The organism is Anatilimnocola aquadivae (assembly GCF_049819085.1).
Lineage (GTDB): Bacteria > Planctomycetota > Planctomycetia > Pirellulales > Pirellulaceae > Anatilimnocola.
In genome coordinates this window covers 4,410,094-4,430,679 of sequence record NZ_CP187419.1, presented here as the reverse complement: position 1 = coordinate 4,430,679, position 20,586 = coordinate 4,410,094, and the positions used below count along the sequence as shown (strand labels likewise).

The following is a 20,586-nucleotide window of genomic DNA, read 5'->3' as shown; positions in this document are numbered from 1 at the left end:
GTTACACCACAATAGAAATGTCCCCTGTTTCTCCACAAATAGAAACGTCCCCTTGGGGGTAAGGCTTTCTAAGGTAACGGTGTGGGGGCGGTTTGCGTAGCGCAGGGAGCGCCAGCGACCGGAGCGGAGCAAACCGCCCCCACACCGTCGCGAGTTATCCGGCGAGGGAATCAGCCGGTATTCCTCAACGCCAGGGATGGTTGGCGGCTGGCTTCTGCCCCTGAGACGAACCTGTCGGGCCGGTGCGCGCGGCGACTGGTTTGCGCGGCCGACTCGCTTCGCTCCGCACCGGGCTCCAGAGCAACTCGCGATCATCCGCGAACAAGCGCACATGGCCATCCAACTGCTCGCACACCGTCAGCCGATCCTGCGGTTGCAGACCACTCTTACGGTCCAATTGCAGAAAGCTGTTCTGCCAACGAATCGTCCAATCGTTCTGCACCACACGCTCTTCGTGAACTGCTAACACGCGGCACAGATCTAACTCTTGCGGCACCGCGCGGTGCAAGTCCGCGGGCTTGGTCGGTGCCACTGCGAAGCGCGTGTTGAACGGCAACAGAAACTCAGCTTCCAAGAACTTATTCGCCGACTCGAACTCGCTGATCCCACGCTGCCGCAGCGCCTTCACCAAGCGATCTTGCAACGTCCGATTCACGCGCTCGACCCGTCCCTTGGCCTGCGGACTGTTCGCCAAGATCAACCGCACGTCCAGCGATTGCATGGCCCGACCAAACTGCGTTTGAGGCTCGATTTCCGCGATTATCTCCGCAGCCGTCGGCTCGCGATCGCTCCGGTAGATCGACGCCCGATCCACATACAAGGCCCGCGGCAAGCCACGCTCCTGCGCGTAACGCTGCACCATTTCGAACGCCGCGGCCAACGTCTCCTCCTCGTAGAACCGCGCGCTCACACGGCTCGTCGCATCGTCGATCATCACCATCAACACCGCCCACGCGCGACGACCTTCGAACCAATCGTGATGCGAACCGTCCATCTGCACCAACTCGCCAAACTGCTCCCGCCGAGCTCGCCGCCGACGATGCACTTTCGAACGCCGCTGACGCGACCACAGACCTGCCGCTAACAACCACCGACGCAACGTCTCCACCCCCACCAACAACCCTTCCGTCGCCAAACATTCCGCCGCCAGTGTCGGACCGTAATCGCCGTATCGCTCGCCATACCGAGCCAACACGCGCGCACGCCAATCCGCATCGCTCTGATGATTCGACGCCCCACCACGCAGGCCGTGAACCAACCCCGCATCACCCTCACGCTGATACCGAGCCCACAACCGCTTCGCTTGCCGATAACTCACGGCCAACAACTCGCCAGCCTGCACCAACGTCAGCTGCTGCTGCTTCACCCGCGAAAAAATCTCCAACCGCCGCCGCTCGCTCTGACTCATCTGAATCGTCTCCATGCCTGGCCCTCCTTCTGGAGGGCAACATGGGGACATTTCTAATGTGGACGTAAGGGGACATTTCTATTGTGGTATGACACGGTCGCCCTCCTCCTGCGTTGAGCCGCTTTCGGGAGGCAGCTAAGATTGCCAGTGTCTCGTTCGCTCGAACTATCTTTTGAGATCTTGCTTGGGTGCCCTCATGCTTCCGCAGACTTTGCGAATGTCGCTTTCCCTGGCCATTGGCATGCTGCTTGTCTCCTGCGGCCTGGCACTCGCCGGCAAGTACAACAAGACGCTGAGCATTGGCGATGCGGCTCCCAGTTGGTCCGAGCTGAAAGATCCGGCGGGCAAGAGTCATTCATTGGCGGACCTGAAGGAAAAGGACGTCGTCATCGTGGCCTTCATTTGCAACACCTGCGAATATGCCGTGGCCGTTGAAGATCGCTTGAATGCCTTACAAAAGAAGCTCGACGCCAAATGTGCGATCGTGGCCATCAATCCGAATAAGGTGGAAGGCGATTCGCTCGAAAAGATGGCGGACAAAATCAAGGAGAAGGGCTTTCAGTTCACCTACGTGCACGACGACGATGCTCAAGCCACGGCCAAGGCCTTTGGTGCCACGCGCACGCCGGAGTTCTTTGTGCTGAACAAAGAACGCAAAATCGTCTACATGGGCGCGCTCGACGACAACCCCGACGAAGCCAAAGCCAATCGCAACTACCTGAGCGAAGCCGTCGATGCTGCCCTGGTGGGCAAGGCTCCTGAAGTGACCGAAACTGTGGCTATTGGCTGCACGGTTCGCTACCAACGCGATCGGCGCAAGAAGACCGAGTAAGAATCTCGCTAAGTAGCTGGTTTATGAATTCAGAACTCGACCTTCACCAACGCGAATGCACGGTCCAATCGGCACTGCAAGCGGCAATCGAGCGACTTGACGTGTTGATGAGGCCCTGGGGTTTTGAGTTTGAATTCGATCCAGTGCGGTCTTCTCATTGTGGGCCCTTTGCCTCCGGCAGATATTGCCGGGGCGAGACTCATATCGAGATATTGTGTCGCCAAACGATCGACAATATCGTTTACCAGCATTACTTCGTCCGGCACAACGTCTACAGTCGCGAAGCCGAGCGATTTGAACTCAACCATCGCCAACTGATGCGACAGCTTGGCCACGCGGAAGACTGCCAATTGATCTGCCGGGATAGGCAACCCGATCTGATCGCCGCCCGTGACGGTGGCGATCGAGTTCAGGCACTGTTGCACGATTGGGAATTGATCGCCGAGTTCTTGCGAGCGCTTGGTCCCGAATTCGCTGAAGCAATCAGAACCGGCCGACGGCAGTATGACGTTAGTTAACGCCTAGAAGGCTCTACTTCGCCGTGTCTTCGTATAGCGGCAAGTGACGATAATAAACTTCCAGCGAGAGCAAGTTCATGGTGGTCACATACAGTCGACCAGCATGGGACGACCAGCGGTCAGGGACCGGGCCGCGCGGTTGCCAACTGCCGGCCAGCGGACCTTGCTTGATCTGAGAGTTGACCAGCAGCGGATGCAGTTTGCCGTTCCAGGCTTTCCAATCCTCGCCACCCATGTGATACATGACCTGCGTGCCGTAATACCAGTAATAGGTGTCTCGCTGCGGATTACGCGCATCGCCGATCGCAGGCAAGTTCTTCCGCAGGTACGCGGCGCCTTGCTGCATCACCGCCTGATCGCGCTTCGAGCCCGAATAGAGCCGCATCAGCAAACCGACCGAGGTCATCGTCTTGCTCGCAACCAAGCCGTGCCGCTGCTCGGGAGTATCTTCGGCGAAGGGGTTGTAACGAAACTCATGCGGATCGCTGCCCGACTTTTGGGCCGCGTTGAGCCAGGCATCGATCTTGGTGTACGTTTCCTTCGGAACCGTCAGGTTTGCTAGTTCACCACTCTTGAGTGCCATCATCATCCAACCACTGACGGAGGTATCGCTGCTGACTCCGGGAGCATATCGCCAACCACCGCGCTCTTTGTGCTGAGCCGCGACGATAAAGTCGATGGCCTTTTGAGCTGGTACGCGCAACTCCGGATCTTGGGTCATGCCGTATGCTTCGCAGAGGGCGATCGTCGCCAGCGCGTGGCTATAAAGCCAGACGCTTCGGTTGCTGTTATCGTCGAGGACCATGAACAGGTCACCGTTCTCGCGCTGATGCGCGAGCAGATGATCGATTCCGGAACGCACAACGTCTTTGTACTGATGCTCGCGATGGTTGAAGCCGGCACCCTGAAACGCCAGCAGCGAGAGGGCTGTCGCGGCCGTATCGGAAGCGAGTTGTGTGTCTTCGCCAAAGCCTTGCAAGCTCCAGCGGCCATCGGTCTGTTGATAGCGAGCCAGGAACTGCAGCCCCATTTCAATCGCTTGCTCGGTCTGCGGCGGGGGTGAGCCCTTGCCGCCCGCACTCTCCATTCCCTTATCGCGCGCCGACCGCTTGGCGAATGGGTCCGTGGCCATCACGACGGACGTGCTGACCGATGGTAGACCGCCAGCCTTCTGCCGGAGGAATCGCGCCGTTTGCACTTGCATCTGCACGCTATCCTCGCGAGCTTGCCGCGTGTTGAGACCGACGCGCGGAGCATGCTCGGCGCCCAATCCTCCCGGGCCATCGGGCGCTTCGATATTCACTGCCACTGATTCAGCAGCATCCTGACGAGTCATGGGCGCGGCACCCATGTTCCCCATGCCATGATCGAGCTCAGCCTGTGCGATGGCTGACGTCGGCCCCATCTGCGGAATCTCCGCGACGGTCGAAGCTCCGCCGGCAATCTCGGTGGTCGCAGCGCGGCGGCCTGGTGCACCGTTATTGGTTTCGCCACCCACTTGCGGACCATCGCCAGTCGCGGCCGAAGCATTCCTGCGGCCCGAGGCTTCGCCCGGAGAGCCAGCGGTACTAGCCGCGACGAGTTCGGCACCAGCGACTGCGCCCGTGGGACCATCACCGACAGGACCAGGCGCGCCACCAGCTAGCCGCTGGGCTTCGGTACCTTGAGCTTCGATCATTTGACCTTGAGGCGCGCCGCCCGATTGGGGCGAGCCGGCGAGTTCAATCGTTTCGGCCTGAGTGTTCGCTGCGAGCGTGATGCCTTTGGCTGCGCGAGAGGGCGAGCCAGTACCGCCGCCGAGTGCCGGTTCGCCCGGCGCGCCGTCGGAAGCTTCGGCGCGTGTCACCGTGACACTACCCACTTGCTCGGCGCCGCCGCGCGAGGCTTCGCCTGGTTCACCCGCCGCAATCGCTGCACCGCCACGTGGAGCGCCGCCATCCATGTTTTGTCGGCCCGTGGAAGCGATCACGGCCGTAACCTTGGGCTGTGCGTTCGGAGTGCCACCATCGCCAGTGTTTCCCATGGGTGACTGCGAAACCGCCGCGACGACCGGACCTGCAATGGCGAGTTGCGGACCGCCACCGGCGGCCTGGCGAGCCAGCCGGAGTGCCTTTTCCTTTTCATCTTCGATTTCGGGCTGACCTGCGGATGCCGCGCCACCGCTGGCTCCTTCGGCGTTATCGCGGCGACTGACGGCCGACTCGGCGAGCATGGCCGCGGAGTTCACTTCAGCCGATGGTCCGTTCTCGCTGGCCTTCGAAGGTCCACCCGACGCGGGCGATTCGCCACCGGCCAAAGTGCGTGTTGGCGAAACGGCCGAGGGACCTGGATCACTCGCGGCAGGTTGACCACCCGAGGTGCCCATGGGTGCGGCGACCTTTTCATCGACCTTGGCAGAAGCAAGCGACATCACCGGACTGCCACCGGTGTCGGTCTTGCGTGCGATTTGCGGTGCGTTCGTCTCAAAATTAAGTTCGGCCTGGCCACCACCGGCCGCGCGGCCAGTGCCTGCCTCGGCAACGATCTGTGTCGGGCCCAGATCGACTTCGCCCGCGCCCTTGGCGCCGGTAACTTCAGCATGGCGAGCATCGGAATCGGCGCGCGTGAGGGCAGCACTCGAACTGGCATTCACGGCAGCCACTTCGTTTGCACCCGGCGAAGTGGCATGGTCGACGGCTTCGGCCTTGAGCGAAGCGGTGGGGGCCTGGTCGCCGGCTCGTGCGCGAGCAATCTGCGCGGGAGCGCTGGGAGCCAGAGCATCGCCGGTGGGGCCGCTTTGCGTGGCTTCGGCCCGGCGAGCAGCTGACGAGGCGACCATCGCCGCGCCAGTGCTACCAGGAAGGGAGCGATCCATGTTCGGGCTCTTGCCCACGCCGGCGACACCACCCAGCGAACGGCTGAGAGCCATGCGTGCCGGCTGAGCAGCGGGATCGCCGGCCCCTTGAGCCGCTATCGATTGAGCGGGGCTATCGACGGCGGTCGGCGAGGTCGCTTGCGCTGCGGTGGCTACCGCGCGCGAAGGCGAACGGCCCGGATTGCCCGTCGGATCGATGGTTGGCGTGGTTGAATTCTGGGCCCGAGTTGCTCCACCTTGCGAGACCTGAGCGGTCGGGCTGCCAACAGTCGTTGAAGCCGTGGGTTGTGTACGGGTAGCGCCCGCTGAGTTCGCAGTCATCTGCCGCGAGACAGTGGCCGACGACGGACCGAGAGCCGCCGACGAAGCTGTTTGCGGGCCTGCGTTCGCCGGAACATCGGCCACGGTGGTCACGGTATTGCTGCGAACCGGCTGTGTGCTGCGCGAGGAGGTAATTTGCGTCGTACCGGGGGTCACTGCAGGAGCATCGGATGGATTGTTCGAATCATTCGCACGGCGGGCACTCGTTGCGTTGGGCGATGGGGTCGTCGTATTGGCAGCGACAGTGGTTGGCCGTGGCGCACCGGTCGCCGGAGCTTGCTGCGCGGCGGCCACGGCCGTCCGCTGGGTGGCTGTGCTGGTGGGCGAAAGTTCGCCAGAAGTAGCCACTTGGGTTGCGGCTGCAGCAGTCGTATCGACTCGAGTCGCCGACGGGACGCTAGGCGCACTATTGGTGCTGCGCGTAAGCGATGGAGTTTGCGTGGGATTGGGTGTGGCAGTCGGCGCTGACTGGCCCGCGGTGCGGGTCATTCGCGAAGCCACCTGATCGGCGCGCGGAGAACTCGGTTCCGCCGACGGAAGTTCCGTGGGGCGCGGCGCCGTCACTTGAGCGGTCGCGCGCTGGATTGAATTGGTTTGCGGCGTCAGCTTGGCTTCGGTGGGTGAAGTTTGGCCAGCCGTGGTTGCCGGCGTGACGACGCTCGCTTGTGTCTTCACATCGGGACGTTCCGTCGTGCGAGGCTGACGATTCGGTACCGGCGTTTGCATTTGCGCGATGGTCGGTTGCGCGGCACTTTCTTGCTGGCGTCGCTGAGGTTGCGGCGTGGCCTGGGTACTGACTTCCGGAAGTGGTTCCGTCTGATTGCGAACCAGCGATGGACTGGTGCTCGCGGTTTTGGTCGAGGCAGTGTTCGCAGGCTTCAACTCTTGCGGCGTCGTTTCTTTGGTCGCCGCGGGAGTTTGCACGGCCGCCACTTGCGAGCGCGGCGTCTCGGCCGGCCGAGCCACTTGCCGCTGCAGGGTTGGCTGCGCAGTGGTCTCGGGCGTGGGCGCGTTCTGTTCGGTGCGGCGCGCCACGCTGGCCGTGGGGCTTTCGGTTTGAGTGGTCGGCTCTTTCACTTCGCGCGGAGCGGCATTGGCTGAAGTGCTTTGCCTTTGAACGGCGGCTGCGCTGGCGGCGGCTTCGGTCGGCTTGGCCGTTGCTTGAGCCACTTTGGGTGTCTCGATAATCTGGCTGACCTTCGTTTCAGCCGGTTTTACTTGCCGGCTGAGCTTGGCTGGCGTTTCAGCCGCTTTGGGTGCAGCCTCGTTAGGCTGCGGCTTGCGAATGATGTTCGGTTCGGTGGTGGCAACCACTTCCGGCACGGGAATCGGCTGAGGCTGCGGCGGCGCGACGTCTTTCGGCGTCTCTTGGCGCACCACTTCTTCCGGCTCACGTTCGGGCTCCGGCGTTTTTGTTTCGATCGGCTTTTCGTGATCTTGCTGCGGCCTATCCTGAGCAGACATCATTTGCTGCGGACGATACTCGGGAAGTGGCTTCGGCGGCCGACGTTCCACCGGCCGCGCATCGGGCGCGCGCACGATCTCGGTGGTGAAGAGTCCCGTTTCGTACATTTGCACCACGAGTGCCAGGTGAATGATGGCGCAGACCACCGCCGAGAACTGCATTGACCGCCGCAAGGTGCGATTGTCGAGCAGGCGAAACGCCAGCATGAACGCACCAGTGCCAAGGGGAATCAGGATCAACCAGGTGATGGCGTTGAGCGCCGGATTTGGGTCGTTGAACTTGAGATACGCCGCGCTCACGCCCATCGAAAACGCAGCGAGGATCACGAGCGCGATGTAGGTCGGCCAAAGTTGATCTTCGAAGATGTCGCCTTGGTGCTCGCTCGGCGGCTTACGCACCACGCGCCTGATCTTGGCCATCGTTTGCTCCTGAAGTCAGCGGGGGCCGACTCAGTCTTCCTTGGCAGAGGTAATTTTGTAATCGAACAGTTTGGCTTTGTTGCACGCGTTCATCACGGTTACGACGTGATCGAACGGCACGCGCTTATCAGCCCGAATGATGACGGTTTGATTGGCCGGATTGTTGACGGCCGCTTGCTGCAGGAACGTATCGAGTTCGTCGGCGGTCACTTCGCGATTGCCGGCAAACATCGAACCGAATTGATTGACGTTCACAAAGATCTCGCTCGGCGTGGCCGTCAGCGGGCGTGCTTCGCTGGCCGAAGGAAGTTGCACGGGAACTTCCCGCTCCTCCTGCACAAAACGAGCGGCGACCATAAAAAACAGCAGCAGGTTGAACACCACGTCGATCATCGGCGTGAAGTTCATTAGCTCGTCGGCCTTCCCTTTATTGACTTTGAGTGCCATGGTGGCTCATCCCTTTCTACTGGTGAGCTACTTGGCGACGGCTGGTGCAGTTGGAGTGGCAACCACTTTGGTTTCTTCCTTGGCTGCCTCTTCTTCGCCCTGGCGGGTGAAGCGAACTCGCCCCTCGTACCGCTCGACCTGCGGCAAGAGATTGAAGGCCAGTTCGTCAACTTCGTGAAAGAACAGAATCAACTGACCTTCGAAATACTGTGACCAAATGGCAGCGGGAATGGCGACGGCCAGACCAGCGAAGGTCGTGACAAGGGCCGTATAAATGCCCGCGGCGAGGCTTTCCATTTGGCTCTCTCCCGGTGCGAGTCCGCCCAGTTTATGAAAGGCGAGAATCATACCTTGGATCGTACCGATGAGGCCCAACAGCGGGGCAATGGATGCTGCAAGATTGAGCCAGCGAACATTGAAATACAGCCGCTCCGACTCGCGCTGACTCGTTTCGCTGATCGTATGTTCGATCTCCGACACTGGGCGTCCCACTTTCAAGAGCATCGCCTTGACGACGCGGGCCGCGGCTGATGGATACTGTTGGCACAGGCGATAGGCCTTGCGCGGGTCGAAGCCACCGCTATTTCCCATTTGCCCAAGACCATCAACAAACTCTTGGGGAATGATGCGGCTGCGGCGGATCGCAATATGCCGTTCGACGATCATGGTGACCGCCAAAATCGACAGGCCGTAGAGCGGGTACATAAAGAACCCACCCTGGATCGCCAGAGTGATCAGATTCAAGTCGTTCTTTTTGGCGACCGTCGGCTGATCCGCGGCAGTCGGCGTGCCCGTGGGCGCTGCGTCACCGCTGGGGCCAGCAGCAGCATCCGGCGGCGCTTGCGCGTGCAACGTGCGGGCAATGGGCTGCACGCAAGACAACAGCGCGAACGCAAAGCAGGTATAAATCGCCAGCCGCACCCAGGGGCGCGAGTAGAGCGTGTTGATCTCGATGGGCGAGCGCTGTTTCATAGGAACCGTCGGGCACGATTGTGTTAGGGATGTTTGCAGCTGGGAGAGTGGCTGCGATTTACAGTTTGTTCAATACGTCGAGGCGCTTTTTGGCATCGGCTGCCAATTCGTGTCCGGCGTGCTTGTCGACGACAAAGGTATAAAAGCGTTTGGCGTCGGCAATGTGTTTGGCCTTCATCGCGGCGTCTTTGGTTTCGTTGATTTGCACTTCGGCACAGCGGCCCGCCTCGAAGCCCGACTTGGCTTGCCAGTTCTTCGTTTCCGCCGTCGCCATGTCGGCCCCATAGCCAAACATGGCGCGTTGGAATTCGCGAATGGCGTCTTCGAACGATTTCTTCTCGAATTGAATCTCGCCCATCATGAAGCGAGCTCGAGCGCCAACATGATCGCGAGATTTGGTCGCGGCCACTTCGTAATCCTTCAAGGCCTCTTCGACTTTGCCAAGGTTTTGCTTGGCCCAGGCAGTTTCGTAGATGGCTTCGGAAAGAATGGGCGACTCGGGGAACTTGGTGGGGATCTCTTCGAGCATGGCGAGGCTATCCTTCCACTGCTTCAACTGCGCGGCGCTTTGGCCGCCGTGCAGCAAGCGGAGCGATTCCATGGTGGGCGACGAGAGCTTGGCCTGGGCCGCTGTTTGAAAGGCCGCCAGGGCTTCTTTGTAGTTCGCTTGCTTGAAGAGAGACTCAGCCTTCATGAAGGCAGCATCGCCAGCGAGGGCCCCGGTGGCGAAACTCTTCAATTGATCGTCGAAAGCCTTCACAGCTGCGTCGTATTGCTTTTGCTGATAGTTGGCCCAGCCCAGTTTGTGGGCTGTTCGTTCGCCCAAATCGCCCGCCGGCTTTTTGCTGATCGCAACGGCATAGGTTTTGGCTGCATCGGCATAGGCCTTCTTGTCGTATTGATCTTCGGCGACGTGAAAGAGGGCCTCGGCTGTGAGCGGGCTATTCGGATGGTCCTTGGCCAGTTGATCGAAGTAGGGAACGGCCGCTGCGGCCTTGTCTTGCGACTTCACTGCCCAAGCCAGTTCGTACAGCACCTTGTCGATGCCCGGATACTTGGGGTTGTCCTTTAAGATGGTTCCAAACGTCTTTTCAGCGGCGACGTTGTCCTTGAGTGCAACCTCGGCCAAGCCACGTTCGTACAGCGCGTCGGTCTTGTTGGGCTCGCTGGGATTCGACTTCAGGAACGAATCGATATCGGCGATGGTGCCCTTGAAGTCGCCCGTCAAGCGGCGACTCATGCCACGACCGAAGAGAGCATCGGCGGTGAGTGGATGATCTTTGTAAGTGGAAACGAGCGAAGTGAAAGACTCGACGGCCGCCGGATACTCTTTGCTCTTCAGTTGCGACCACGCTTTGCCGTACAAGGCATAGGGAGCATAGGTCGACTCGGGCCATTTGCTGACGACCGTTTCGTACTGGGTGGCGGCGGTCTTAAAGTCGTCTTCGGCGAAGGCGATCTCGCCTAATCGATAGTGCGCCTGATCGAGCTGCGCGCTAGTGGGAAATTCTTTGATTAGCTGGTCAAGCGACTTTTTCGCAGCGGGCGTTTTGTCGTTCTTGCGCTGAGAACGCGCGAGCAGCACCAAAGCTTCATCGGCTTGTCGCCACTTGGCATTCGCGGCCAGCGATTGCGTCAGATACTTTTCCGCATCGGCAAACTTGTCTTGAAAGAACTGGCTGGCACCGACCAGATAGCTCGCTTCAGCCTGGGCGTCGGCAGCCTTGAGATCGGAAGTTGCTTTTTCCAGCGTGGCGATCGTTTCCGCATATTTCTTTTGCAGGAATTGGCTCAGGCCGAGTCGCACGCGCCAGGTATCGATCTCGGCGTGCGAGGCATGGTCCTTCACCAGAGCGGCGAAGGCTTTTTCTGCATCGGCGTACTTCTTCAGCTGCAGGTCGCATTCGGCGGCCACGTATTGCACGTCGGGAACCAGCTTGTCCTTGGCGAACGACTTCAGGAAGTCGCCGCTGTATTTCACGCCGTCTTCGTACTGCTTCAGTTCGAGCGCCGTGAACGCGGCGTTGTAGAGCGCCTGGGGAGCCAGTTCGTGGGTGTTGTGATCTTTGGCAACACTGGCGTAGATGTCGAGGGCCGCTTTCTTCTTTTCTGGAATCTCGACGAGCGCGTCGGCTTCGTCCAACTTCAGATTCACCAAGAACGGACTGTCCTTGGCACCGGCGAGTTGCTTGTTGGCAAGCTCAGCCGCTTTGGCGGGTTGCTTCTGACGCAAGTAAATGCGGCTGAGCCAGTGAGCTGCTTCGGCGACGTTGGCACCGCCATTGTCGAGCGTCTGCTGGAACCATTTGGCTGCGTCGTCGAGCTTGTCGGCCCGATAGAAGGCCCGGGCAGCGGATACAGCGGCATCAGCTGCGTAGGAGCTCTTGCTGTGATCTGCGGCCACCTTTGCATACACAGTGCCGGCTTCGGCATACTTGTCCTGGCGAGCCAGCGCGGCACCTTGGCGGAAGAGTGCAAAATCGGTGGAGCCAAAATCCTTCACCTGGGCGACTTCGGCGAAGAGTTTTTCAGCTTCGGCAAATTGATTGGTCTGCAGCAGCGTCTCGGCCTTACGCATCTGCACTTCGGTCGCGTTGGCACTCTTGGGAAATTCTTTCAGGTAGATGTCGTAGACTTTGCCGGCTTCGGCATACTTGCCAAGTTCTTCCTGCGTGGTCCCCAGTGCGTACAAAGCATCGGCGCGGCGAGTCGACTTTTCGTGATCCTTGACCAGCTGTTCGTAGGGAACGACCGCTTCGGCCTTCTTGCCAGCCGAGTAGAGAGCTTCGCCCTGATAGTAGAGAGCTTCTTCCAGGTATTTTCCCTTCGGGAAGTCCTTCACCAGTTTGCCGAAGTTGGCTGCGGCCTGCTCATGCATGCCGGCTTTGCCTTGCCCAGCGAGTGAGTACTGGGTCGAGGCCAGGTTCAGTAGCAGGTCTTCGAGCTGGTCGAATTTGGGATTGTCTTTCGCCACGGCCTCAAAGGCGACGATGGCCTGATCCAGTTGCTTCAGTTGCAGCCGGCAAACGCCCAGGTAATAGCGGGCCTTGGGAGCGAGCGGGTCCGAGGCATGATTCTTCAAAAACTTTTCCCAATCGTCGGCAGCGGCACCGAAGGCGGCGTTGTTTTGCAGCAGGCCAGCATCGGAAAACGCCAGTTTGGCTGCTTCGGAGGATTCTGCTTTCTTCTCTTTCTCTTGGGCGTGGACCGAGGTGGCCAGAGTCAACACGAGCGCGGTCGCAAGGAACGCAAATCCATACTTCAAAACCAGATACTGCCGCATGATCGTCGGTTCCCCGCTGTTTGCCTGATTCGCCGGTCGCTGGCCGCACAATGCTGCGGGACCATAGGCGTCGCCAGGAGCTTACCGCTGGCGACGGCTACTCATCCCGAAATTTGGCGGCCCGAAATGTGGGTTTGGAAAGGTTTGGCTGGAAGTGAGCCGCCTGTAAAAGAGGTGAGCGGCTCAAATCCAGTTTATAACCAGCCCACGGGGTGGTAAAGTCATCGGCTTCGCCCCCACCTGTCCGTCTGCAAGCAAATTGGCCGTATAACGAACGGACGTTACGCCCGGGCGCGATTTTCGTTCCACTAGTCGCCACTTTCCCCAAGAAGTTGTCTGTGAAGCATCTCTTAGTCACTGGCGGAGCGGGTTTCATTGGTTCGCACCTCGTCGAGGCCTTGCTCAGTGCCGGCAATCGCGTAACCGTCGTCGATGACGAATCGACCGGCCGCTTTGCCAATCTGGAGCGGCCTTCCCTCACCACCGCCAAGGACACAGGCCTGCTGAAGGTCATCCGTGGCTCCATCGGCGACCTGGCACTCGTGCAGCAGTGCCTAGCCGATGTCGACGAGGTCTATCACTTGGCTGCTGCCGTGGGTGTCGCTCTTATTGCCAGCCAACCGCGGCAAACGATCGAGCGGAACATCTATCCCACTCAGATCCTGCTCGACGAGCTGTGCGCGCGGCACCAGCAAGGCAAGCCAGTAAAGTTCTTCCTGGCCAGTACCAGCGAGGTTTACGGCAAGAACCCCAAACCGGTCTGGAACGAAGAAGACGATCTGGTCTTTGGAGCCACGACCAAGCCCCGCTGGTCGTACGGTGCCAGCAAAGCCATCGATGAATTCTTAACGCTCGCCTGCAGCAGGCAGTTTGGCTTGCCCGTCGTGATTGCCCGCTTTTTCAACGTCGTCGGCCCACGACAAACAGGCGCATACGGAATGGTCTTGCCTCGTTTTGTCGAAGCGGCCATCGCTGGCAAGCCGCTGGTCGTGCACGACGATGGCAACCAGACCCGCTGTTTTGCGCATGTGAACGATGTGGTCCGCGCCATCCTCGGGCTGATGGCTTCGCCGGCCACCGTGGGGCGCGTCTTTAACATCGGCAGCGATCAACCGATTTCGATCCTGCAATTGGCTCAGCGAGTCATCACGCTCGCTGGTTCCAAGTCGCAGATCGATTTTCAAAGCTACCGCGAAGCTTACGATGCCGACTTCGAAGATATTCGCCGCCGCGTTCCCGACCTGACTCGCATTCGCACCACCATTGGCTGGCAGGCGGAAAATTCGCTCGACGACATCATTCGAGACTGTCTGGCGCAAGCGAGCAGGTAGGCCGAACGACAAGCATTGCGAAAACGCCCCTCCCAGCAAATTCACGCAAGGCGCGAACCAAACTGGCACCTGCGGTGTCTGTGAGTGAACTGAAGGTAGTGCATGCTTAGAAGCTCAATACGAAGAGGCCATCAGCTAGCAATGAAAATCCACATTCGACATCGCCGCGTCATTCGCCACTGTCGTCTGCAGGAATCGATTGCATGTCTGCTTCCATTTCGCTCTTCGATCTCGCCTGGTCCGCGCCGAATTGCCCACCACTCTTTGCTCGGCTGAACCTGACCTTCGGGCCGACCCGAACGGGGCTCGTCGGCCGCAATGGCGTCGGCAAAACCACGCTCTTGAAACTCATCGCGGGGGAGTTGCGCCCGCAAGCTGGAAAGGTCGTCGTCAGCGGCCAACGAGGGTTTCTGCGGCAAACGGTCCAAGTTGATCCTGAAGAAACGATTGCCGATCTCTTCGGCGCGGCAGAGTCGCTGACGCTATTGCAGCGCATCGAACGTGGAGATGCGACCGCGGAAGAACTGGCTGATGCTGACTGGACGCTGGAAAGTCGGATTGCTGCGGCCTTGCAGCGTGTGGGTCTTGATGCTTCACCGGCAACACTCCTTACCGCGATGTCGGGCGGTCAACGAACCCGGGCCGCTCTCGCCGCGCTGATCTTTGCTGAGCCTGATTTTCTGTTGCTCGACGAGCCGACTAACAATCTCGATCGCGCCGGCCGTGAAGCCGTCATTGAGTTGCTGGCTAGTTGGCGGTCCGGCGCAATTGTCGTCAGCCATGATCGCGAATTGCTCGAAACGATGGACGCGATTGTGGAACTCACCTCACTCGGCGCGACGCAATACGGAGGCAACTGGAGTTCCTATCGCGAACGGAAGGCAGCGGAACTGGCGGCGGTCAAACGCGACCTGGCCGACGCTGAAAAGCGGATCGCCGACGTCGCGCGTTCGACCCAACAGACTGCCGAGCGTCAGGAACGGCGCACCAGCACCGGGGAGAAAAAAGGAGCGAAAGGTGGGACGCCAAAAATCTTGCTGGGGGGCAGGAAAGATCGTGGCGAAAAAACGACCGGCGAGAACGCGCGGCTCGCCGAACGCCTGCGAGATCAAGCGGCTGATGAAGCCTGGGCCGCGCGCCAGCGGATCGAAGTCTTGCAACCTTTCACCGTCAAGTTGCCGCCCACCCATCTCCCCTCTGCGAAGATCGTGCTTAAGCTCGCAGGAGTGACCGCTGGCTATGAGCAAAATCGTCCCATCCTGCGAGAACTCTCATTCGCCGTTACAGGCCCCGAGCGCATCGCCATTACGGGCCCCAATGGCTCTGGCAAGACAACCCTCCTATCGATCATCACGGGATCACTAACGCCTTGGGAGGGCACGGTTCGTGTCTTAACGGACTATGCGTTGATCGACCAACGTGTCAGTGTGCTCGAGCCGGCGCTTTCGATTCGCGACAACTTTCGCCGGACCAATCCACAGGCCGATGAAAATGCCTGCCGCGCGTCGCTGGCGCGGTTTATGTTTCGCGCCGATGCTGCCCTGCAGATTGTCGGGACGCTCAGCGGCGGGCAACTCCTGCGGGCTGGACTCGCCTGCGTGCTGGGGGGAGCAACGCCGCCGCCGCTCTTGATCCTCGATGAGCCGACGAATCATCTCGATATCGACTCGATCGAAGCCGTGGAAGCTGGACTACATGCTTACGACGGTGCATTGCTAGTCGTTAGTCACGACCGGACGTTCTTGGAGGCGATCGGCATCACGCGCCGACTCGAACTGTGGCCATCGGTGAATTAGCCGCAGGTTGCTCACAACTTACGGAGCATCTCGAGGGCGGTGGTTTCGAAGATCCGCTGCCACTCGGGGGCGACGATGCAGTCGCAGTCTTCCTGCGCGTAGCCCTTGTTCGTCCGCTGCGCGACCGTCGGGCTGTAGTAGATGTAGCCGTTGGTGTAGCCAGCGACAAAGGCATGCGGGTCCTTGGCGGTCCGCTTGATTCCCAGACCAATCTCCACCGTCAGTTCGCCAGGAAAGGTCAGCAATTTGAAGTCGCCGATGCGCAAGGCACACACTTCCACATCGACGGTCTGCACTGCTGCCGCTTCCGCCGCCGCGCGATGCTTCGTTAGCAAGGCCAGATTGGTATTCAGTCGCGTCAGTTGCTCCATGGTGTGGATGTTCGCCAGGTAAGCTGCTACTTGCGCTTGGTTTTCTTTGTCGAGTCGGGCCAGATCGTCGCGCCCTTGGGCCCGATCGTGAAGATAACTTTGCGAGTAGTGAGAAGGAAACTCAGGGCTCAGACGCTGTTGGATCAACAGGGGAACGAAGGTCTTGAAGTTGATGTTCGTCGGCTTCAGCGAGCGGAGCAGCCTGGCTTGCTCTGCCTCGATGGCTGCGATCCGCTGTTGAAAATCAGCGGCCCGCGGAAGCGAAACGGTTTGTTGTTTCACCGCCAGCGGAGCATCACCGGCAGTCTTGATTTCGCGCGCGGCGCGGACCACGGTGTTGCCGAGCAAGTTACCGAGTGGTTCCGCATCTGGCGGCCGGCTTACTTCTTTGTATCGCACCGGGTTGATGTCACCGCCGCAGCCTTGCACAAAGAAGGCCAGGGCTCCGTGGCCCAGCGATTCTTCGATCACGGCTGAGGCAAAGCCGGGAAAGTCCGCCGAGTTTCCTTTGCTCGGGGGATTCATGATCGGGTGACAGGCAAAGTTGTAGACCATCGCCAGAGGACGACCATCCTCGCGATCCAGTCGCAGCAAGCCAACCTGAGGATCGATCGGCCCGACGGAGGCGACTGCCTCGTCGGGTGGCAGTGAGTAAGCACGGCGCATGTCGACTTGCGTGCCATCTTTCATGGTCAGGCGGCGGTTTTCGCTGATGCGGTTTTCGCTTGCCGAGCCGGCGCCGACTCTGACCGGCGCGAGGCCCTTCCAGGCGTCGCGCACGACTTGGATCACGAGTTGGTCCGTGTCCGCGCGTACGATGCCGTGACAATGGCTGGCGTTGACGATCACGTGCGCGGGGGGAATGCCCGGGTTCTGGGCCAGTTCGCGCCGAATCGTAGGGAGGAAGTTGTTGCGGAGGTGACCAATCTCCCCGATCGCGACCGCGTCGACGGTTACCAGCACCGCCGAGACGTTGCCACTCTGCAGGACCAGGGCCTTGGCATAGCAAGGATCGTTGACGGGACCTGCTTGCCGGTCGGTGATCTCGATCCTGGCCACACCGGCCCTCAGTTGCTCTGCCGCAGCCAAGCTGGGCAAGAGAAACATGCTCGTCATGAAGAGTAGCGCGAGGACGGGAGACAAATGCACGACAACCTCCGGAATGACGACCGCGGTGAGAGGCTCGATTTCACGAGCCAGCAGACAGGAGAGCATACCGGCTAGTGGCAGTGAACACGACCGGCGGACTGAGTGTGCAAGTAGTGTTCCGCACATGATCATTTTGTGCGAATGAAATCGAGATTAATTAATTCTCATTTTATGAACAATAGTATTGCCAAAGGATCAGGCGTTGGCTCGACTGAACTAATCCGAGCGACGCGAGGGTCTAACGTGTGAGGCTGCCTTGGTTGGTTAACCCACGCGCTTGCGCGGGCGAGCTGTCAAATTGCTGGAGAGGCGTTTCAGCGGCCGCAAGCGGCTCGGTTAACCAACAGAGGGCGAGCTACCGTTGCGCGCAGGGGCAACGGAGTTGCCGGCGTTGTTCGCTCGGCAGACCAGGAGGTCTGCCGCCACGTAACAAGATGCCGAAGGGACGGTGGATTGCCATTGAGGACGCGTCAGCAGTCGACTTTTCAGGCTGAACAGGGCGCGCAGGAGTGGTTATCAAACGGTTATCACCAAACGCGGCAATAACCGGTTATCAGTCGACTGAAGTGGCTATTTGCCAAGGGCTTAAAGGGGCTGTTCAGATGCGAAAAATCGCGCAAAAAAGTTATCAAAATCCGACTTCGCGAGTTGTGATGATTCGAGAGCAGCGACGGGCATTAAGGTGAGAATCGTCGCCGCAAGAGACACAGGCCGTTTTCAAGGAGTGGCCGGTGTTTGGACCCAGTCGAGCGGGAAGCGGGCGAAGGTGAGGCCGTTATCGACTTCGTAAAGGATGCCGATACGACCGTCGCTGAGCGTCGTGAGACACGAGTACATGCAGCCTCGAGGGTCGAGGAGCTTTCCGTCCGTCCAGGTTTTCCCTTGGTCGGTGCTGGAGCGAAGGGTGAGTGCGATCCGTTTCGTCGCACTGTTGGGATTGGAGAAGAGGAGTTCGCCATGAGGATGACGCAGCAAGCTGGCCATGCAGGTCGGGTCGGGGACGACGCGCCAAGATTCCGACCAGGCTCCTGTCGTCCAGTTCCACCGAGCCCACAGACGCTGGCCGCTGCGAGACTCGTCGCGCATGGTCAGCAACAGCGAGCCATCGTCGAGTTCGGCAATCTGGGCTTCGCTGGTCGGCGGTTTGTCGGGAATGGCAGCGGGGGAGATTTTCCAAGTGTCGCCGTGATCGCTGCTGTGAATGAAGCACGAGTGAGGCGTGCCAGCGGCATCACGAAATTGAGCAGGAAAAACCAGCTTGCCGTCTTTGGTTTGAAGGCCGGCACCGGGCCCTTGAAAGCAGAGTCGCCAGGCAGGGTCTTTGACTTGCGACGTGATGTTGATTGGCGGCGACCAGGTGAGTCCATCGTCGGTGCTCTTGGTCAGGACAAATTGGCCGGTCTCGCTCGGCTTCAAACCAGGGCCCGAGCCATGCCAGGCGCGGTTGCCTTGCGACCACAGGGCGGCGACGAAGATGGCTCCCGTTTCGCGGTCGACCAGGATCGTGGGATCGCCGACGCCGTTCCCTTGCGAGCCGGCGACGGTTTTGTCGTAATCGAGAATTGTCTGCTGCTTGCCCCAGGTGTCGCCGTTGTCGGTGCTGCGCAGGAGGCCGACGTCGATATCGGCGGGCAGATCCTGGGCGCCGTTGTGGCGAATGTCGAACACTGCCAGCAGGGTGCCTGCTTTGCTGGTGGCCAAACCGGGAATTCGATACGACTTCACGCCGTCATCGCCGGCCTTGCGCAGCACCTGGCGAAAGACGGGGTCGGCTGCCTGACCAACGGCGAGCGTCAGCAAGACGAGGCACAGCGACGTTGGACGAGCAATCGGCGAGAGCAGGGAAGTTGGCATGAGATGGCAGCGGTGAGCAGCAGGTGGGGAGTGATTCAAGGGGGCGTTGCCCAAATTGTACGAGGCAACGAGCATGCTGCTCAATCAGGCTGTTTTCGGTCGCAACTGCTAGCGTTGCAACCGTCGTTCTCGGCATCTCGCGCATTGTCGGCACGATTCGACTTCAGCCGGCGGAACTTCCGGGACGATGACAAAAACAGGGCGCGCTTTTGTCGAGCCCTGACCGTCGCTAGGGATAGCAGTTCCGGTCGTTCGCAGCCTGTGTGGCTGTCAGCAGCTAGGGAGGGATGCACGATGAAGATTCGTCAACCATCGGTTGGTCGTCAGACGTTGCGGTTGGTCGCTGCGTGCACCCTGCTGGCTTGCGGAATGAATGCCGGCTGTAAGTCTCCGTTTGGCTGGTGGGGCAGCGGCTCCAGCGGCGGCAGCATGTTCAGCTCGGCGACGCCCGACGTCAGCAAGCAAAAGTATGACGGACTGTCGCAAGACTTCTCGGGCGGAGCGAGCGGCGCTTATCAACAGCCGCAAGCCTCGAGCGGCAACTACTTCACCAATGCCTGGAACAAGTCGACTGCAGCGGTCGGCTCTGCGTTCACTTGGAACAAAGCGCCGGTTCCGACGGACGATCCGACGAGCCTGAGCAGCAAGCCCAAGACGATGGGCCCCGATGTGTTCATCGCTGCCGGTCGTATGTATGAAACGCAAGGCAAGTTTGCCGAAGCTCAATCGCAATACGAAAAGGCGCTGAAGACTTCGCCCAACGATTTGGCCTCGCTCATCAGCATTGCCCGCTTGCACGATCGCCAAGGTAACTTTCCGAAGGCCATTGAAGCGTACAATCGTGCGGCGACGGCTCATCCCAAGAGCGGCCTGGTGCAGAACGACTTGGGTCTGTGCTATGCCCGGCAAAAGGATGCTGGCAAGGCTATCGAACATTTGAACAAGGCCTGCGAACTGGCGGCGAAGAATCCGAAGTATCGCAACAACCTGGCGACGGTGCTGGTCGAGAATGGCCGCAACGAAGAGGCCTTCAAACAGTTGAAGGCACTCAACACCGAAGGTGGCGCGCATTACAACCTGGCTTACATGCTCTCGGCTCGCAACAAGCCGGAAGAAGCGGCCGCTCACTTGCGACTCGCCTTGCAGGCCGAGCCTGAGCTGAGTGCGGCTCGCGAGATGCTCGCGCAGATGGGCGGAGCAGTACCACCAGGCGCAGCGAATGGCCAGCAGCTGGCGCAGGTGAATGCTCAGCAGCCTGTCGACCCACGTCAACAACAGGCCCTCAGCCTGTTCCAAGCCGGACCGGCTCAGCGAACTGCACCGACGAACCCAAGCCCGTTCCAACCCGCATCGCAGACCTCGAGCAATCCGGTAGAGATTGTGTTCCCGACGGCTCCCGCGAACCACCAACCGCCGGCAGCTTCGCCAGCCTTCGTTGCTCCTCAACAACCCGTAAGCACACAAGCTGTGCCCCAAGCCCAGCCCGACGGTTCGTACAAGATTGCCGACGATGAAGCTCCGCAGTTGCTGCCCCCGGTTGGGGAGTAGGTTTCGCCAGGACGATTC

At 60.0% G+C, this 20,586-nt stretch carries 12 protein-coding genes; 4 read left to right on the top strand and 8 right to left on the bottom strand.

Features of this window, described 5'->3' with window-relative positions; translation table 11 throughout:
• Positions 1-184: 184 nt before the first annotated feature.
• Positions 185-1,423: an ISNCY family transposase gene (locus NA78x_RS17620; protein WP_425613684.1), complete on the bottom strand. Its 1,239-nt coding sequence runs from the start codon at positions 1,421-1,423 to the stop codon at positions 185-187.
• Between the two features lie 202 nt (positions 1,424-1,625).
• On the opposite strand from NA78x_RS17620, the gene NA78x_RS17615 reads away from it, so the two are divergent.
• The gene (locus NA78x_RS17615; RefSeq protein WP_425613683.1) at positions 1,626-2,240 is read left to right on the top strand and encodes a thioredoxin family protein; all 615 of its coding nucleotides are present in this window, start codon (positions 1,626-1,628) and stop codon (positions 2,238-2,240) included.
• A 29-nt stretch (positions 2,241-2,269) separates the two neighbouring features.
• Here the strand turns inward: NA78x_RS17615 and NA78x_RS17610 are convergent, their stop codons facing one another.
• The 5 genes from NA78x_RS17610 to NA78x_RS17590 form a co-directional block, all read right to left on the bottom strand.
• On the bottom strand, positions 2,270-2,665 hold the full coding sequence (locus NA78x_RS17610) for a hypothetical protein (RefSeq protein ID WP_425613682.1): 396 nt from the start codon (positions 2,663-2,665) through the stop codon (positions 2,270-2,272).
• A 106-nt stretch (positions 2,666-2,771) separates the two neighbouring features.
• Positions 2,772-7,817, bottom strand: coding sequence for a hypothetical protein (locus NA78x_RS17605; RefSeq protein WP_425613681.1), 5,046 nt, complete (start codon positions 7,815-7,817; stop codon positions 2,772-2,774).
• 30 nt (positions 7,818-7,847) lie between these two features.
• Positions 7,848-8,264: an ExbD/TolR family protein gene (locus NA78x_RS17600; protein ID WP_425613680.1), complete on the bottom strand. Its 417-nt coding sequence runs from the start codon at positions 8,262-8,264 to the stop codon at positions 7,848-7,850.
• Positions 8,265-8,291: 27 nt separating this feature from the next.
• Positions 8,292-9,236 carry a MotA/TolQ/ExbB proton channel family protein gene (locus NA78x_RS17595; protein ID WP_425613679.1) on the bottom strand — a complete coding sequence of 315 codons (945 nt, stop codon included), beginning with the start codon at positions 9,234-9,236 and terminating at the stop codon, positions 8,292-8,294.
• Positions 9,237-9,294: 58 nt separating this feature from the next.
• The gene (locus NA78x_RS17590; protein ID WP_425613678.1) at positions 9,295-12,519 is read right to left on the bottom strand and encodes a tetratricopeptide repeat protein; all 3,225 of its coding nucleotides are present in this window, start codon (positions 12,517-12,519) and stop codon (positions 9,295-9,297) included.
• Between the two features lie 338 nt (positions 12,520-12,857).
• Here NA78x_RS17590 and NA78x_RS17585 point away from each other — a divergent pair, with 338 nt between their 5' ends.
• Together NA78x_RS17585 and NA78x_RS17580 are read left to right on the top strand one after the other, a co-directional pair.
• Positions 12,858-13,850 carry an NAD-dependent epimerase/dehydratase family protein gene (locus NA78x_RS17585; protein WP_425613677.1) on the top strand — a complete coding sequence of 331 codons (993 nt, stop codon included), beginning with the start codon at positions 12,858-12,860 and terminating at the stop codon, positions 13,848-13,850.
• 203 nt (positions 13,851-14,053) lie between these two features.
• On the top strand, positions 14,054-15,646 hold the full coding sequence (locus NA78x_RS17580; RefSeq protein ID WP_425613676.1) for an ABC-F family ATP-binding cassette domain-containing protein: 1,593 nt from the start codon (positions 14,054-14,056) through the stop codon (positions 15,644-15,646).
• 11 nt (positions 15,647-15,657) lie between these two features.
• Here NA78x_RS17580 and NA78x_RS17575 read toward each other — a convergent pair whose 3' ends face one another.
• Positions 15,658-17,232 carry a hypothetical protein gene (locus NA78x_RS17575; protein WP_425613675.1) on the bottom strand — a complete coding sequence of 525 codons (1,575 nt, stop codon included), beginning with the start codon at positions 17,230-17,232 and terminating at the stop codon, positions 15,658-15,660.
• A gap of 651 nt (positions 17,233-17,883) precedes the next feature.
• Entirely contained in the window at positions 17,884-19,020 is a 1,137-nt protein-coding gene (locus NA78x_RS17570; protein WP_425613674.1) for a sialidase family protein, read from the bottom strand.
• 294 nt (positions 19,021-19,314) lie between these two features.
• On the opposite strand from NA78x_RS17570, the gene NA78x_RS17565 reads away from it, so the two are divergent.
• A complete protein-coding gene (locus NA78x_RS17565; protein WP_425613673.1) occupies positions 19,315-20,568 on the top strand; it encodes a tetratricopeptide repeat protein in 1,254 nt (417 codons plus the stop codon).
• Positions 20,569-20,586: the final 18 nt, after the last annotated feature.